General features: G+C 41.5%; 15 protein-coding genes. All 15 read left to right on the forward strand.

The window, feature by feature from the left end:
• Window position 1: 1 nt before the first annotated feature.
• The gene (locus WG906_RS05485) at window positions 2–625 is read left to right on the forward strand and encodes a DUF2291 domain-containing protein (RefSeq protein WP_339991534.1); all 624 of its coding nucleotides are present in this window, start codon (window positions 2–4) and stop codon (window positions 623–625) included.
• 6 nt (window positions 626–631) lie between these two features.
• Window positions 632–2,137: a sugar ABC transporter ATP-binding protein gene (locus WG906_RS05490; RefSeq protein ID WP_339991535.1), complete on the forward strand. Its 1,506-nt coding sequence runs from the start codon at window positions 632–634 to the stop codon at window positions 2,135–2,137.
• A gap of 11 nt (window positions 2,138–2,148) precedes the next feature.
• Window positions 2,149–3,120 carry an ABC transporter permease gene (locus tag WG906_RS05495; RefSeq protein ID WP_339991536.1) on the forward strand — a complete coding sequence of 324 codons (972 nt, stop codon included), beginning with the start codon at window positions 2,149–2,151 and terminating at the stop codon, window positions 3,118–3,120.
• A 2-nt stretch (window positions 3,121–3,122) separates the two neighbouring features.
• Window positions 3,123–4,634, forward strand: a complete 1,512-nt coding sequence (locus WG906_RS05500; RefSeq protein ID WP_339991537.1) for an FGGY family carbohydrate kinase — start codon at window positions 3,123–3,125, stop codon at window positions 4,632–4,634.
• 696 nt (window positions 4,635–5,330) lie between these two features.
• Window positions 5,331–5,765 carry a CBS domain-containing protein gene (locus tag WG906_RS05505; protein ID WP_339991538.1) on the forward strand — a complete coding sequence of 145 codons (435 nt, stop codon included), beginning with the start codon at window positions 5,331–5,333 and terminating at the stop codon, window positions 5,763–5,765.
• Window positions 5,766–5,844: 79 nt separating this feature from the next.
• Window positions 5,845–6,279, forward strand: coding sequence for an NADH-quinone oxidoreductase subunit A (locus WG906_RS05510; protein WP_339991539.1), 435 nt, complete (start codon window positions 5,845–5,847; stop codon window positions 6,277–6,279).
• Window positions 6,276–6,914 carry an NADH-quinone oxidoreductase subunit NuoB gene (nuoB, locus tag WG906_RS05515; protein ID WP_339991540.1) on the forward strand — a complete coding sequence of 213 codons (639 nt, stop codon included), beginning with the start codon at window positions 6,276–6,278 and terminating at the stop codon, window positions 6,912–6,914. Before WG906_RS05510 ends, nuoB begins: the two co-directional genes overlap by 4 nt.
• A 50-nt stretch (window positions 6,915–6,964) precedes the next feature.
• Complete coding sequence (gene nuoC / locus WG906_RS05520; protein ID WP_339991541.1) at window positions 6,965–8,713, forward strand: NADH-quinone oxidoreductase subunit C/D; 1,749 nt, start codon at window positions 6,965–6,967, stop codon at window positions 8,711–8,713.
• Window positions 8,714–8,724: 11 nt separating this feature from the next.
• Window positions 8,725–9,213 carry an NADH-quinone oxidoreductase subunit NuoE gene (gene nuoE, locus WG906_RS05525; protein ID WP_339991542.1) on the forward strand — a complete coding sequence of 163 codons (489 nt, stop codon included), beginning with the start codon at window positions 8,725–8,727 and terminating at the stop codon, window positions 9,211–9,213.
• Between the two features lie 8 nt (window positions 9,214–9,221).
• Entirely contained in the window at window positions 9,222–10,493 is a 1,272-nt protein-coding gene (nuoF, locus tag WG906_RS05530) for an NADH-quinone oxidoreductase subunit NuoF (RefSeq protein ID WP_339991543.1), read from the forward strand.
• Between the two features lie 6 nt (window positions 10,494–10,499).
• Entirely contained in the window at window positions 10,500–13,208 is a 2,709-nt protein-coding gene (gene nuoG, locus WG906_RS05535) for an NADH-quinone oxidoreductase subunit NuoG (protein WP_339991544.1), read from the forward strand.
• On the forward strand, window positions 13,205–14,167 hold the full coding sequence (gene nuoH / locus WG906_RS05540; protein ID WP_339991545.1) for an NADH-quinone oxidoreductase subunit NuoH: 963 nt from the start codon (window positions 13,205–13,207) through the stop codon (window positions 14,165–14,167). The genes nuoG and nuoH overlap by 4 nt, the downstream gene beginning before the upstream one ends.
• Window positions 14,168–14,177: 10 nt before the next feature.
• The gene (nuoI, locus tag WG906_RS05545; protein WP_339991546.1) at window positions 14,178–14,693 is read left to right on the forward strand and encodes an NADH-quinone oxidoreductase subunit NuoI; all 516 of its coding nucleotides are present in this window, start codon (window positions 14,178–14,180) and stop codon (window positions 14,691–14,693) included.
• 4 nt (window positions 14,694–14,697) lie between these two features.
• A complete protein-coding gene (nuoJ, locus tag WG906_RS05550) occupies window positions 14,698–15,228 on the forward strand; it encodes an NADH-quinone oxidoreductase subunit J (protein ID WP_339991547.1) in 531 nt (176 codons plus the stop codon).
• The gene (nuoK, locus tag WG906_RS05555; protein WP_339991548.1) at window positions 15,225–15,536 is read left to right on the forward strand and encodes an NADH-quinone oxidoreductase subunit NuoK; all 312 of its coding nucleotides are present in this window, start codon (window positions 15,225–15,227) and stop codon (window positions 15,534–15,536) included. Before nuoJ ends, nuoK begins: the two co-directional genes overlap by 4 nt.
• The last annotated feature ends 1 nt before the right edge of the window (window position 15,537 follow it).

A 15,537-nucleotide genomic window follows, 5' to 3' on the forward strand; every position in this document is an offset into this window, starting at 1 on the left:
CATGTTAAAGAAATCAATCGGTTATGCCCTGGGTTTAATCCTTGTTGGCTTAGTTGCTTATAACTCTGTTTATATAAAAAAAGAAAGTGATTTTAACGCGGGAGAGAAAAAAGCCTTTGATGCCAAAGCTTATGCCAGAGAATATCTTTTCCAAAAGGTTCCGAAATCTGTAAATAAGGCTGTAGACATCACAAAGTTCCTGTCAGATTTCAAATCTGATCCTAAACAGGTTTATAAGTATTCTCAGGGGAAAAGCGCTGATAATGTTAGTTACTTCCTGGTAAAGGGCAGGGGTGATGTTACTAAAACTGACGAGAGTAATGTGTTTATTAACGCAGGGACTGAGAATGCGGAAGTAAAATTAGCCACAGAATATATTTTCGGGAATGCAGCCCGCGATGGTTCGGGATTAATTTCTATCAATGACTTTGATAATACCATGGACCTTAATGATCTGTCTGAAGAAATTAATAAGCTGATAAAAACCGAAATCTTACCGCCATTTAAATCGAAAGTTAAAAAGGGGGACAAAATTGAATTTTTAGGAGTAATTGAGTTAGACGAAGCTATGCCTAAGCCCGAAAATTTTGAAATCATCCCGTTAAAACTGAGTATATCAAACTAATTTATTTTGTTAGTAGCAGAAAAAATAGGAAAAAAATTCCCGGGAGTAATTGCTCTTGATGAGGTATCGATGGAATTGCCTTCCGGAAAGGTAACCGCTATTATTGGTGAGAATGGTGCCGGTAAATCTACTTTAATGAAAATTCTTTCCGGAGTTTACCCCGAGTATGATGGAAGAATTATTTTCAAGGGAAAAGAAGTCCGTTTCGCTAATCCGAAAGAAGCTCAGGATCAGGGCATAGCTATTATCCATCAGGAATTAAACCTGATCCCAGATTTGAGTATCACCGAAAATGTGTTTTTGGGCAGGGAAATTTCTACAGGTTTAGGTATGCTCGACAAAAAGGCGATGCGACTGAAAACTCAGGAGCTTCTCGCCAGGCTGGAACTTCATGTTAGTCCTGAAACACTTATCAGAGATCTTAAAGTAGGGCAACAGCAAGTCGTGGAAATTGCAAAAGCATTATTATTAGACTCAGAGGTGATTTTCATGGATGAACCCACGTCTGCAATCAGCGACCATGAAGTAGAGATCCTGTTTACAATAATTGAGAATTTAAGGAGCGAGAATAAGGCCATTGTGTATATCTCTCACAAATTGGATGAATTATTCAGGATAGCCGACAAGTATATTGTTCTGCGTGACGGGAGAGTAACAGAAACAGGTGAAATGAATTCTGTGGATCATGATGCAATCATAAAGAAAATGGTGGGTCGTGATATTAAGTCATTAGATAAGGGGCAGCGGATCCCTGGTACCAAAGAAATTTTAAGAGTCGACAACTTAACACTTTGCAGGAAAGATGATTCAGAAAAACTTCTGCTAAAGGGCATTTCATTTCATTTAAAGGCCGGAGAAATACTTGGCGTTTTCGGATTAATGGGCGCCGGACGGACCGAGCTTCTGGAAACTATATTAGGATTGCATCCCTTACTTTGTACCGGTTCAATAGCTGTAGATAATCAAATTATTAAGTTGAAGTCTCCGCAGGAAGCGATAGAAGCTGGTATCGTTTTAGTTCCGGAAGACAGGAAAAAAGATGGATTAGTATTAGGACTGGATGTAAAGACCAATATCAGTTTAAGCATATTAAAAGAAATCAGCACAGCTGGCTTGCTGAGTAAAAATAAAGAGCTTGAGGTGGCCGAAAAATATAAATCGTCTCTTAATATAAAAACCCCTTCAGTGCATCAGCAGGTAAAAAACTTAAGCGGCGGTAACCAGCAAAAAGTGGTATTAGCACGTTGCCTGGCTACTAAACCCAAAATATTAATGCTGGACGAACCAACACGCGGAATAGATGCCAATGCCAAGAACGAAATTTACAAATTAATATTTGAGCTTTCCGAAGCAGGTCTGGGGCTTATTGTGGTTTCATCAGAATTACCTGAGATCCTGGCGGTGTCAGACCGGATACTGGTCTTATCAGAAGGAAGATTAACACATGAATTTACTTCGAAAGAAGCAAATGAAGATAATATTTTAAAGGCAGCAATCCCTAAAACTATTTAATTATATTAAAAATGAGTATTTCTCAATACCGTTCAAAACTTGCAAAATTTCAATCATCAATAGCGCTCTTTATACTTTGCCTGGCCTTAAGTCTGCTCTCAGATAAGTTTCTAACAGTTGATAACGGATGGAACGTGTTAAGGCAAATCTCTGTTAATATCTGCATCTCGGTAGGTATGACATTAGTTGTTCTTACTGCAGGCATCGATCTTTCTGTGGGTTCAGTTCTCGCCTTAAGCGGAGCTATTGCAGCAGGTTTATTAAAGTCCGGAATCGGACTGCCTAATGATTCTATCCTCGGCTTTACACTTCTCGGAACAATATTAGCCGGAATTGTAACAGGCTCAGCTCTCGGTTTTTTTAATGGTTGGGTAATCACCCGTTTTAAAGTGCCTCCATTTGTAGCTACATTGGCAATGCTTACCGTAGCCAGAGGCTTCACTATGCTCTGGACAAAGGGGTATCCCATTTCAAACCTGGGCAGCAATTTTGCTTTTATAGGAACAGGCTGGTTTTTAGGAATTCCTCTTTTGGTTTGGATAGCCACTGTAATAGTAGTTGCAGCAATTATTATTTCCAATAAAACAGCTTTCGGAAGATATATTTATGCTATTGGAGGTAACGAAAATGCTTCCAGGCTTTCGGGAATTAATATTAATAAAGTTAAAATACTGGTATATACTATTGCTGGCGCTTTGGCAGCAATTGGAGGAATAATGGTGACTTCCAGATTGGATTCAGCACAGCCTAATGCAGGTATGAGTTATGAACTGGATTCAATAGCCGCAGTAGTAATTGGTGGTACGTCTCTCTCAGGAGGCAGGGGGACTATAATGGGAACTGTGCTGGGAGCAATCATCATCGGAGTTTTAAACAACGGTTTGGTTCTGCTTGATGTATCTCCATTTTGGCAACAGGTTGTTAAAGGTTTTGTAATTCTTTTAGCAGTAATTATTGATAAGGCAAATTCTAAGGCTGAATAAAAATGGCAAATTCTTACATTCTGGCTATAGACCAGGGAACGAGCAGTACAAAAACAATTGTTTTTGACAAATCAGGAAATGTATTATCGAAAGCCACCGAGCCGCTTAAAACGCATTATATGGAAGGGGGCTGGGTAGAGCAGGAGCCGGATGAAATCTACAAAAATGTGTTGCAATCAGTTAAAGCTTGTCTTGAGAATTTTACTGCTAATGGTGGTGATATAAAAGACATTAAGTCATGCGGGATTTCCAATCAAAGAGAAACGTTTCTTGTTTGGGATAAAGCCGGAAAACCATTGTATAACGCTGTGGTATGGCAATGCAAACGGTCTATTGAAGTTTGTACAAAACTTATAGCCGAGGGACTAGAAGAAACTGTTAAAAATAAGACAGGCTTAATTATTGACCCGTATTTTTCGGGCAGTAAACTTATTTGGCTGAATGAGAATATTGGATCTGTAAAAAATAATCTTCAATCCGGGGATGCGTTCTTTGGAACCATTGATACCTGGCTTCTTTATAAATTGACAGGAGGAACAAACTATTTAACAGATTATACGAATGCTTCCCGTACTCTACTTTTCAATTTGAAGGACCTGAGCTGGGATAATTCACTAATTGATGCCTTCGGATTATCAGGAATTAATCTCCCTGAACCTAAACCATCTGCATATCATTTCGGTGAATCTTTATTTGAAGGCTTATTCGAAGAGCCCTTACCCATTACAGCTATGATTGGAGATTCTCATGCGGCTGCTTTTGGTGAAGGATGTACTATCCCCGGAACTGCAAAAGCTACTTTAGGAACGGGTTGCTCTGTGCTAATGAATATAGGTAACGAACCTAAAGTATCCGCCAGCGGTATGATCACTACCATTTGCTGGAGTACCGAGGAACGTGTGGATTATGCCCTGGAAGGTGTAATTGTCTCCTGCGGATCAACTATTGAATGGCTCAAAAATGAACTGGGTCTATTCTCAGAGAGCAAACAAACTGAAGCTATGGCAACTTCAGTTCCAAATAATAATGGGGTTTATATAGTTCCTGCATTTAGCGGATTAGGAGCTCCTTATTGGGATATGGACAGAAAGGCATCCATAGAGGGCCTGACTTTTGATTGCAATAAGAACCATATCGTTCGGGCATCCCTCGAAGTGATCGCTTATCAGATTAAAGATGTACTGGAGGCGATGCAGGCTGATGCTGGCTTAGATATCCATCAGCTTATGTTAAACGGTGGGCTAACTTCAAATCTCTTTGTATTAGAGTTTTTGGCCGATTTATTAGATACGAAAGTATTCAATGGAAAAATGCCGGATGTATCAGCCTTAGGAGCTGCTTATCTTTCGGGGTTAGGTGCAGGGATCTTTAGCAATTTAGATGAGATCAGGAACGTGGATGCTCAAAAGTCTGTGATAAGCTCTGGTAAGTATAAAGAAGATATGCATAAGTATTATTCAGGGTGGAAAAAGGCAGTAAAATCGGGTATTGAAGAACATTCCGGCAACTTGTAATTGAAAAATAATTTGATAGGATTTTCCTTCCTGTGATTGACTTTTTTTTTACAAGTATAAATATTAGAGGTAGCAGTGAAAACTGTTCATTTACAGAGGCGCGGACCTGGATTATTTTTACATTATTAAAAACGAGCAGATCAAATAAACATCTGGTTTACTGCACTTACTAAGTTGTTTGCGACCTTGGTGCCATATGTAATATGTTTTTCTTTTTTTATAGATTTCAATATTCAATGTTTCAATTAAGGTATCTGTTCTATTGTTATTAATAATGCAGGACATACAGCTTTAGGAAATTTTTATCCTGGAATAATTATTCTAAGGACAACAATGCCCATGGTTTGGCGAAAACATGCAGCCAAAAGCTTTTTAAGCCAGAATACCTTTGCTTGATAGTAACTTCCTTAAAACTAAATACTGTTTTCATAGAAAGTTCAACACGAAAATCTCTGCCGCAGGTAGCTGAAGAACGTTAAGCCTCAGGAACGCTGAATTATCAGTACTAAAATCAGAATCCCCCAGGCCACCTTATCCCATTATAATTATACAATCAGTTCATCTTCTGTAGAATAACGAACATTTTGTATCGTATTTTAAAAAAATGTGCTTTTATATTAGTTTAATAAAAGCTATCTTTATTATACCAGTTCTAGCGAATTTCAACCGAATCTATAAACAGAAAGGAGTTCTATTATGGGAAAAGTAAGAAACATCTTACAGGCAAAAGGCAATTCCGGAATTTTTGTTAACCCCGATACAAATGTTTTTACAGCCCTGGAATTAATGTTTGAAAGAAACATTGGAGCCCTTTTGGTCATGGAGAATGATAAGTTTATCGGTATTTTCACTGAAAGAGACTATGCCCGAAAAGTTATCCTGAAAGGAAAATCGTCAAAAGAAATTCAAATCAGGGAAATCATGACCGAAAATCCGCCAACGGTAACACCCGATAACACGATCGAAGAATGCATGTGGATAATGACCAATAAATTTATCAGGCATTTACCCGTATTGGATGATGGAAAACTGGTAGGTATTGTTTCAATCGGAGATGTGGTGAAATATATCATCGACGAACAAAAATTCATTATTGGAAACCTTGAAAATTACATAACAGGAAACGTATAATCTTAAGATAAGATTTTGCAACAGGAGAGTGTGAGAGATACAATGAAATATTTGATTTGTTATTATAATAATATAGATCATGAATATATCAAGTACAGCAGGTGCATCATTCTGGCCATTTCTTCTTTACGGCGCGCTGATTTTATTTTTAATGATCCTGATTATCTCCCTGTCTTACTTTTTAGGTCAACGACATAATGATCGTGCTACCGGCCACCCCTACGAATCCGGTATTTTAGAAACCGGATCAGCCCGACTTCACTTTTCCGCGCAGTTCTATCTTGTCGCCATGATGTTTGTCATTTTCGATATCGAGGTGGTATTTATTGTTTTGTGGGCCCTGGCATTCGACGAATTGGGCTGGCAGGGATATTTCAGCATTCTTGTTTTTATCGGATTGCTGTTTGCTGTACTAATCTATGAGTGGAGTCTCGGAGCACTTGATTTTGGACCTGACGGCAAAAAAATTCTTAAGGCTTATCGAAAACTAATTCTAAAGAAACCTGCGATATGAAATGGTGGCTAAGTAATCCTAACGACCCGGTTAATACGCTCCGGGGAACAGGTTCTTTCGAAGAGTCTGTAAAACAAAGCGTAATGCTGACCACCGTTCAGGACCTGCTGGCGTGGGGCAGGAAGAATTCTATGTGGCCTTTCCATTTCGGGCTGTCCTGCTGTTTTGTAGAGATGGCTACCAGTCTGACCAGTAAATATGATGTTGCCCGTTTTGGAGCAGAAGTAATACGTGGAACTCCGCGTGAAGCAGATGTAATGGTAATCGCAGGAACGGTATTCATAAAAATGGCACCTATCATTAAACGCCTTCATGAGCAGATGATGGAACCTAAATGGGTAATTTCCATGGGATCCTGCGCTAATTCGGGCGGAATGTACGATATATACAGCGTTGTCCAGGGGGTAGACAAGTTTCTGCCCGTGGATGTTTATGTCCCCGGATGTCCGCCACGTCCAGACGCTTTTATGCAGGGCTTAATGCTTCTGGCGGCATCAGTTGGAAAAGAACAAAGGCCATTAAGCTGGGCGATAGGTTCTCAGGGAGTGATTAAACCGGAACAATTATCAATGAAGGAAGAAAAAAGGGAAGAGCGGAAAAAGATGATTGATTTTCGCTCACCCGATGGGATTTAAATGAAGACTTGAAGCATGATTTGATAAATTAACCAGTAAAACAAATTACCATGGACATCCCTTCAGGTTTGTCGGATGAATTGATCTCCAAATTTGGATCATTTGTTTCACCTCATCAACCTACAATTGATGGTGTGGTCACTTTTTGGATTGCAAAAGAAAATATCACAGAAGTACTTCGGTATCTTAAATACAGCATTCATTATCCTTTTGAATTACTGTATGACCTGAGCGCCATTGATGAGCGCGGGCATTCAAAAAAGAATGGGTCATCTTCACCAGATTTCACACTTGTATATCATCTGCTCTCCTTTAAACGGAACCAATTTGTTCGCCTTAAAGTAGCCTTGCATGGCGATTTCCCTTCCATTTCGTCCATAAATTTTTTATGGAATAACGCCAATTGGTACGAACGCGAAGTGTATGATATGTTTGGGATCACCTTCGATGGTCACCCGAATTTGCGCCGGATATTGATGCCTTTAACCTGGGAAGGGCATCCTTTAAGAAAAGAGCATCCGGCGAGAGCTACAGAAATGGGCCCCTTTAAACTTTGGGACGATAAACAGGATAAGGAACAGGAAGCTTTGCAATTCAGGCCCGAAGACTGGGGATTGAAAAGGCAAAGTGAAGATGCGGATTTCATGTTCCTTAATCTCGGCCCGCAGCATCCAGGCACGCATGGTGTCCTGCGGATAATTCTTCAGCTTGATGGAGAAAATATTGTAGACGCCATCCCTGATATTGGCTTCCATCATCGCGGAGCCGAAAAAATGGGCGAACGCCAGTCATGGCATACTTATATACCTTACACAGACAGGGTTGATTATCTGGGTGGAGTGATGAATAACCTGGCTTATCTTCTGGCAGTTGAAAAACTGGCAGGTATTACCGTCCCCGAAAGGGTTAAGGTTATGCGCATTATGTTATGTGAGTTCTTCAGAATTGCCAGCCATTTGGTATGGTACGGCACTTTCGCGCAAGATCTTGGACAACTTTCGCCGGTGTTTTATATGTTCACCGACCGGGAAAAGATCTTTGATATTGTGGAAGCAGTATGCGGCGCCAGAATGCATCCCAATTGGTTCAGAATAGGAGGTGTTGCTCAGGATTTACCTACAGGCTGGGATAAGCTGGTAGGTGATTTTGTTGCTTATTTCCCTAAAAAACTCAAAGAATACCATCAAATGGTGATGCGTAACAGCATTTTCAAAGCCCGAACGGTAGGCATTGGAATTTATACTTTAGAAGAGGCTATGGAGTGGGGTGTTACCGGCCCTGGCTTACGGGCATGCGGGTTTGAATGGGATTTCAGAAAGAAACAACCTTATTCGGGTTATGAAAATTTTGACTTTGATATTCCAACTGCCCAAAATGGCGATTGCTACGACAGAGCTGTAGTGCGGGTGGAAGAAATGTGGCAAAGCCTGCGCATAATTGATCAGTGCCTTAAAAATATGCCGGAAGGAAACTATAAAGCCGATCATCCTTTAACCACGCCTCCGCTTAAAAAGAATACTATGCAGGATATAGAAACACTTATCACTCATTTTTTAAATGTAAGCTGGGGGCCGGTAATTCCGGCGGGAGAGGCGATGAGCTGCATTGAAGCCACAAAAGGTGCCAACAGTTATTACCTAACCAGTGACGGCAATACCTCACCTTACAGGGTTCGCATACGAACTCCTTCGTTCCCTCATATGCAAATGTTGCCTTACATAAGTAAGGGCTACACTGTAGCCGATTTGCTTTCGATTTTGGGAAGTATGGATTATGTACTGGCAGATATCGACAGGTGAAACAAAACAAATTGAATACTGATCAAGAAATAAATATGCTGTCAACGGAAGAAAGAAAGAAAATAGACCATGAAATTGCACTTGTTCCGGTGCGGAAGGCGGCTTGTATTGAGGCTTTAAAAATCGTCCAGCAGCAGCGTGGCTGGATTTCTGATGAAAGTCTCAAAGCGATTGCTTCCTATATGGAAATGTCCGTAGATGAACTGGACAGTATAGCAACATTTTACAACCTTGTTTTCCGTAAGCCGGTAGGCAGAAACATTATATTATTATGTGATAGTATCAGTTGCTATGTGATGGGATATGAAAAAATCTATGAACACCTGCAATCACGCCTGCACATTAAATTTGGTGAAACAACTCCTGACTTTCGGTACACTCTTTTACCCAATGCCTGCCTGGGATGCTGCGATCACGCCCCGGCATTAATGATTAATAATGATCTGTATAAAAATATAACTAACAATGAACTGGATGGAATTTTAAAAGAATACAAATAAAATCTACCATGGAAACGCCTCTGACACAACACATTCGTCTAAACCGCCCTCGCTTAAGTCTTAAGGACTATGAAAGTGTGGGTGGTTATCAGTCTGTGCACAAGGCAATAAAATTAAAAACCCCGAAGGAAATAATAGAGCTGGTTCAGGATTCGGGACTAAAGGGTCGGGGAGGAGCTGGATTTAATACGGGTATGAAATGGAGTTTTGTTCCGATGTATGATGCTGCACAAACAAAATATCTCATTGTCAATGCGGATGAGATGGAACCCGGAACTTTTAAGGATCGCTTACTTCTGGAAGGAAATCCCCATCAATTAATTGAAGGGATGATCGTTTCGGCCTATGCAATTCAAGCAAATATATCTTATATCTTTTTGCGATGGGCATATAAAAAGGCTGCTCATATTATCAAAGAGGCTATCGATGAAGCCTATTTAGCTGGCTATCTTGGAAAAAATATTTTAGGAAGTGGATATAACCTTGAAATGCACCTGCATACGGGAGTAGGCCGATACATCTGCGGTGAAGAAACTGCATTACTGAATGCCCTGGAAGGAAAGCGGGCAACTCCCCGTACCAAACCACCTTTTCCGCAGGTGAGTGGGTTATTTGGCCAACCCACTATTGTTAATAATGTGGAAACACTTTGCAATATCCCTCACATCGTTAATAACGGATCGGATTGGTTTAAGGGGCTAAGCCCTGGATCGGACGCCGGCACGAAATTGTACGGCATCAGCGGAAGGGTAAATAAACCGGGATTATGGGAGTTGCCGATGGGCACCACCATGCGGGAGCTTATTGAAGAGCATGCCGGAGGAATGAAAAATTGTTTCAAATTCAGAGGTGCCCTTCCGGGAGGGGCTTCAACAGATTTCCTTGTGGAGGAGCATCTGGATGTCAAAATGGACTATATTTCTGTAGCTGCCGCCGGCAGCCGTCTGGGAACAGGAACTATGATCATTCTTGACGATCAAACCTGTCCGGTAGGCTTTGTGCATAATCTTGAACACTTCTTTGCACAGGAATCATGCGGCTGGTGCACACCATGCCGGGAAGGATTACCGTGGATAGAAAAGATTTTACTCTCAATTGAAAAAGGAGAGGGCCGAATGGAAGATCTGGAGCTGTTAGAAATGCATACCCGGCATCTTGGACCTGGTAACACATTTTGCGCCTTGGCACCTGGTGCAATGGAACCCCTGCAAAGCGGGCTGAAGTATTTCAGAGAAGATTTTGAGAAGCATATAAACGAAAAAAAATGTCCCTGGAGGTGAAACGCTATGGCTGTTATTTATATAGATCATCAGGCTTATGACGTAAAACCAGGCAAGAATTTGCTGGAAACCTGCCTGACGCTGGGTATTAATCTCCCATATTTTTGCTGGCACCCGGCTATGGGTTCCGTGGGGGCCTGTCGCCAGTGCGCCGTTAAAGTTTTCAAAGATCAGGAGGATTCTAAAGGGCGTTTAGTAATGTCATGCATGGAACCGGTGAAAGACAATATGTATCTGTCTGTTGATGATCCCGCAGCTAAAGCTTTTCGTGCTCAAATTATTGAATGGCTGATGACCAACCATCCGCACGATTGCGCCGTTTGTGATGAAGGCGGATCTTGCCATTTACAGGATATGACAGTGATGACGGGTCATACTTACCGCAGATTTAATTATCCGAAGCGCACTTATATAAATCAGTACCTGGGCCCCTTCATCAACCATGAAATGAATCGCTGCATACAATGCTACCGTTGCGTTCGCTTTTATAAAGACTATGCGGGAGGAAAGGATCTGGATGTTTTTGCAGCTCATGATCATGTCTATTTTGGAAGATCAGAGGACGGAATATTAGAAAGCGAGTTTAGCGGTAACCTTGCAGAAGTCTGTCCGACAGGTGTATTTACCGATAAAACGCTCAAGGAACATTATACCCGCAAATGGGATTTGACCACGGCGCCTTCTGTTTGTCAGCACTGCAGCCTTGGTTGTAATATTATTGCTGGTGAGCGGTATGGAGAACTCAGGCAGATTACCAGCCGCTTTAATGGTGAAGTAAACGGGTATTTTATTTGTGACCGGGGAAGGTTTGGATATGAATTTGTAAACAGCATTAATCGGATTCAGCGACCCATAATACGTAGTAAAATTCCGGATGCAGTAGAAAAGCCTGTTTTATATAGCCACCTGAAAGAGGTTTTAGCATCTCCACAATTAATCGGTATTGGATCACCCCGGGCATCATTGGAATCAAACTTTGCCTTGATGCAGTTGGTTGGAAGAGAAAATTTTTACCAGGGAATTTCGGAAACTGAAGCTCAGTTAATGCGAAGGATTGTTCAGATTTTAAACTCGGGTCATATCCATACGCCATCGTTAAAAGAAACCGAAACGGCCGACGTAGTTTTAGTGCTGGGTGAAGATTTAACTAATTCTGCGCCGATGCTTGCGCTGGCAGTCAGACAGGCGGTACGCAACAAACCTTTAGAAGAGGCGCAGAAAATCAATCTGCCTTTATGGCATGATTCCGCTTTACGTGAACTAGCTCAACAAAATAAGGGAGAGCTGTTTATGATTTATCCAACGCGAACCAAACTGGATGATATAGCCGCTGCATGCCGGTATCTTTCACCCGATAATATCGCCCGGCTAGGATATTTAATTGCTAATATCCTCAATCCTATTTCTCCATTACCTGAGGATGCCGATGAGGATATGTCAAACCTCGCACATGAAATTGCCGGCACCCTCAAGTCTGCCAAAAAGCCCTTGATAGTCTGTGGAACCAGCCTGTACAATGAGGCGATTCTTAAAGCTGCCACTAACATCGCATTTGCCCTGGGTACTGAAGATAAAAAAGCTGACCTGTGCTTTGTCGTTCATGACTGCAACTCGATGGGATTGGCAATGATGGAGGCCCCTTCATTAAATGTGGCGGCAGAAGTTTTGAAGTCTAAAAAGGCCGATACCATGATGGTTTTGGAAAATGACCTCTATCGAAACACAGATAAAAAAGACATAGACGAAATGTTCGTCCATTGTAAGGAGATTATTGTTCTTGATCACCTTCATACTCAGACAAGCAACAAGGCAACAGTAGTAATACCGGTCGGCACTTTTGCCGAAGCAGATGGAACAATGGTAAATAATGAAGGAAGGGCACAATGCTTCTTCCAGGTTTTTATGCCAAAAAACGACAATTTCAGGGAAAGTTGGAGGTGGTTAAATGAGTTCAGGCAATTCAAGAATGGACTAAACCCGGAGGAGCTGATTGAACCACATGATTTGTTAAACGAGATGTCCGGTTTGATGCCTCAGTTTAAAGGAGTAGAAACGGTTGCGCCTCCGGCTGACTTTCGTATCGCCGGGCAGAAAATCCCCCGTGAGCCCCATCGGTTTAGTGGTCGTACAGCAATGCTGGCGAACATCAACGTCAGCGAACCTAAGCCCCCCGTAGATACCGATTCTGGATTGTCGTTTACAATGGAGGGTTATAAGGGAATGCCGCCCCCTCCCTTGATTGCATTTTTCTGGGCGCCAGGCTGGAATTCGGTACAATCTATCAATAAATATCAGGAAGAAGTAGGAGGTCATTTGAGAGGCGGTGATCCAGGTAAGAGGTTGTTTCATGAAAACCCTCTGAAGGACAAGGTTTTCATGAATGATATTCCTCCTGCTTTTAAACCTTCACATGGAGAATGGTTGATAATACCCTTGCAGCACATATTTGGTTCAGAAGAATTAAGTATTTATACCAAAGGCATTTCAGACCGTGCTCCTAAGCCTTATGTCGCCATAAGCAAACATGATGCAGAGAAATTAGATATCAATGAAGGTGAAATAATTCAGGTACGGATTCAGGAACACGATTATGCGTTACCCGTGAAAATAAAAGGAGAGCTATCCGACGGTATAGCGGGTCTACCTTACCAGATTCCCGGGCTAAACGGTATTGCCTGGCCGGCCAAAGGAATTTTAACAAAAACAGAGATATGAACTCCATACTTGAAACTATCCTGATGATTGTAATTCTGTTGTTCACATTAACAACAATTGCTGCATGGCTGATATGGGTAGAAAGACGTATGCTGGCTCTATGGCAGGACAGGCTTGGGCCAAATCGAGCAGGACCGTTTGGATTATTAATTGTAGCTGCCGACACGATTAAACTCTTTTTTAAAGAAGACTGGATTCCCCCGTTTGCGGATAAAGCCATCTTTGTTATTGCCCCTGCAATTGTTGCGGCCACGGTGCTCATGAGCTTTGTAATAATTCCATTTGCACCGGGCATTCTCATCGCCGACTTAAATGTGGGTCTTCTTTTTTTTCTGGCAATGTCGTCTCTGGGAGTATATAGTATCGTACTTGGAGGCTGGGCCTCCAATAATAAGTATTCACTGCTTGGAGCTTTACGTGGAGCTTCTCAAATGATTAGTTACGAGGTTTTTATGGGTTTATCATTAATGGGTGTAGTAATGCTTTCCGGATCATTCAGGCTTTCTGATATTGTAACTGCGCAAAAAGATTGCTGGTTCATAATTACTCAGCCTGTAGCCTTTGTTATCTTTTTGTTTGCCGGTATTGCCGAAACACATCGTCTGCCCTTTGATATCCCTGAGGCCGAAAGTGAACTTGTTGCTGGTTTCCATTCAGAATATTCAGGAATGAAGTTCGGGATGTTCTTTATCGGCGAGTATCTGGGGATTACGCTTATTTCTTCTATGGTGGTGACCCTATTTTTTGGTGGGTGGTTAGGGCCGTCATTTTTGCCGCCGCTGGTTTGGTTTATACTTAAAACTTTCGTTTTTATCTTGTTTTTTATCTTACTCAGGGCGTCACTTCCAAGGCCCAGATACGATCAGCTGATGGAATATGGATGGAAAATATTACTGCCTGTGGCTTTATTAAACCTTTTGATTACAGGTGGAATTGTGTTACTAATGAGACAAATGTAAACTAGGAACGATGATAAGTCTGCTAAGAACTATAGGGCTCACCTTTCTGCATATGTTCAGAAAAAGAGAGACCATCCAGTATCCTGAAGAAAAAGTAGTACTGCATCCGCGCTGGCGGGGTCGGATCGTATTGACCCGCGACCCGGATATGGGTGAACGCTGTGTGGGCTGTTATTTATGTGCAGCTGCCTGCCCGGTTGACTGTATTTCGCTGCAAGCTACCGAAGATGAGAATGGCAGAAGATATCCGGAGTTCTTTCGCATCAATTTCTCAAGATGCATTTTCTGCGGCTATTGCGAAGAGGCTTGCCCAACTTACGCTATACAGCTGATCCCTGATTTTGAGATGGGTGAATATAACCGTCAGAACCTGGTTTATGAAAAAGAGGAATTATTAATTAATAGTCAGGGAAAATATCCTGGTTACAATTATTATAAAGTGGCCGGCCTTTCCGCTGGTGTAAAAGGAAAAGGTGAAGGCGACAATGAAGATCCGCCTGTTGACATACATAGCTTATTACCCTAAAAAAATGGATATTTTATTCTATATAACGGCTTTTGTGACTCTGCTTTCTACTTTTCTGGTTATTACCAGGCATAATCCTGTCCATGCCTTGTTGTACCTTATAATATCCTTGTTATCTCTGTCTGTAATCTTTTTTTTACTGGGCGCTCCTTTTGCAGCATTGCTCGAAATTATAATATATGCTGGTGCAATAATGGTGCTTTTCATTTTTGTAATCATGCTTTTAAATCTTGGAAATATAACAAGCATGCAAGAAAAGGAATGGCTTAAACCTAAAGTTTGGATAGGACCGGCGATTTTATCCGCTATTCTTTTCGGAGAATTATTCTACCTGATTACTGTGGCTCAGGCTCCATCATATACCCTGCAAACCGTAGACTCTAAAGCGGTTGCAATTTCCTTATTCAGGCCATACCTGATTGGAGTGGAGCTGGCAGCGATGCTATTAATGGCCGGTGTTGTGGGTGCTGCACATATTGGACAACAAAAGCAAAGAGTATTGCACCGTTTTTTAAAAGAGGAGGAACCAGAATGAATTCTTCAGTATCTATAGAAATGGTTATGCTGCTGGCTGCTTTGCTTTTTGTGCTGGGCATTGCCGGAGTTATCATCAGAAAGAACATCATTTTTATGTTGCTCTCGGTAGAAATTATGCTGAATGCTTCAGGGTTAGCTTTTGTGGCTGCAGGTTCACGCTGGGCTCAGCCAGATGGCCAGGTAATGTTCATCTTTATTCTGGCTATGGCGGCTGCCGAAGTTTCGGTAGGTCTCGCACTGATTTTGCAAATTTATCATCAGCATAAATCACTTGATATTGACAAATTGAAAGAAATGAGAGGATAAT

The organism is Pedobacter superstes (assembly GCF_037622515.1).
Lineage (GTDB): Bacteria > Bacteroidota > Bacteroidia > Sphingobacteriales > Sphingobacteriaceae > Paradesertivirga > Paradesertivirga superstes.

Excerpts from the sequence above, each read along its gene's own strand:
- WG906_RS05485 (WP_339991534.1), top strand. The coding sequence starts at position 2 with ATGTTAAAGAAATCAATCGGTTATGCCCTGGGTTTAATCCTTGTTGGC.
- nuoB (WP_339991540.1), top strand. The coding sequence starts at position 6,276 with ATGAAATGGTGGCTAAGTAATCCTAACGACCCGGTTAATACGCTCCGG.
- WG906_RS05510 (WP_339991539.1), top strand. The coding sequence starts at position 5,845 with ATGAATATATCAAGTACAGCAGGTGCATCATTCTGGCCATTTCTTCTT.
- nuoK (WP_339991548.1), top strand. The coding sequence starts at position 15,225 with ATGAATTCTTCAGTATCTATAGAAATGGTTATGCTGCTGGCTGCTTTG.
- WG906_RS05495 (WP_339991536.1), top strand. The coding sequence starts at position 2,149 with ATGAGTATTTCTCAATACCGTTCAAAACTTGCAAAATTTCAATCATCA.
- WG906_RS05505 (WP_339991538.1), top strand. The coding sequence starts at position 5,331 with ATGGGAAAAGTAAGAAACATCTTACAGGCAAAAGGCAATTCCGGAATT.
- nuoC (WP_339991541.1), top strand. The coding sequence starts at position 6,965 with ATGGACATCCCTTCAGGTTTGTCGGATGAATTGATCTCCAAATTTGGA.
- WG906_RS05500 (WP_339991537.1), top strand. The coding sequence starts at position 3,123 with ATGGCAAATTCTTACATTCTGGCTATAGACCAGGGAACGAGCAGTACA.
- nuoG (WP_339991544.1), top strand. The coding sequence starts at position 10,500 with ATGGCTGTTATTTATATAGATCATCAGGCTTATGACGTAAAACCAGGC.
- nuoH (WP_339991545.1), top strand. The coding sequence starts at position 13,205 with ATGAACTCCATACTTGAAACTATCCTGATGATTGTAATTCTGTTGTTC.
- nuoJ (WP_339991547.1), top strand. The coding sequence starts at position 14,698 with ATGGATATTTTATTCTATATAACGGCTTTTGTGACTCTGCTTTCTACT.
- nuoF (WP_339991543.1), top strand. The coding sequence starts at position 9,222 with ATGGAAACGCCTCTGACACAACACATTCGTCTAAACCGCCCTCGCTTA.
- nuoI (WP_339991546.1), top strand. The coding sequence starts at position 14,178 with ATGATAAGTCTGCTAAGAACTATAGGGCTCACCTTTCTGCATATGTTC.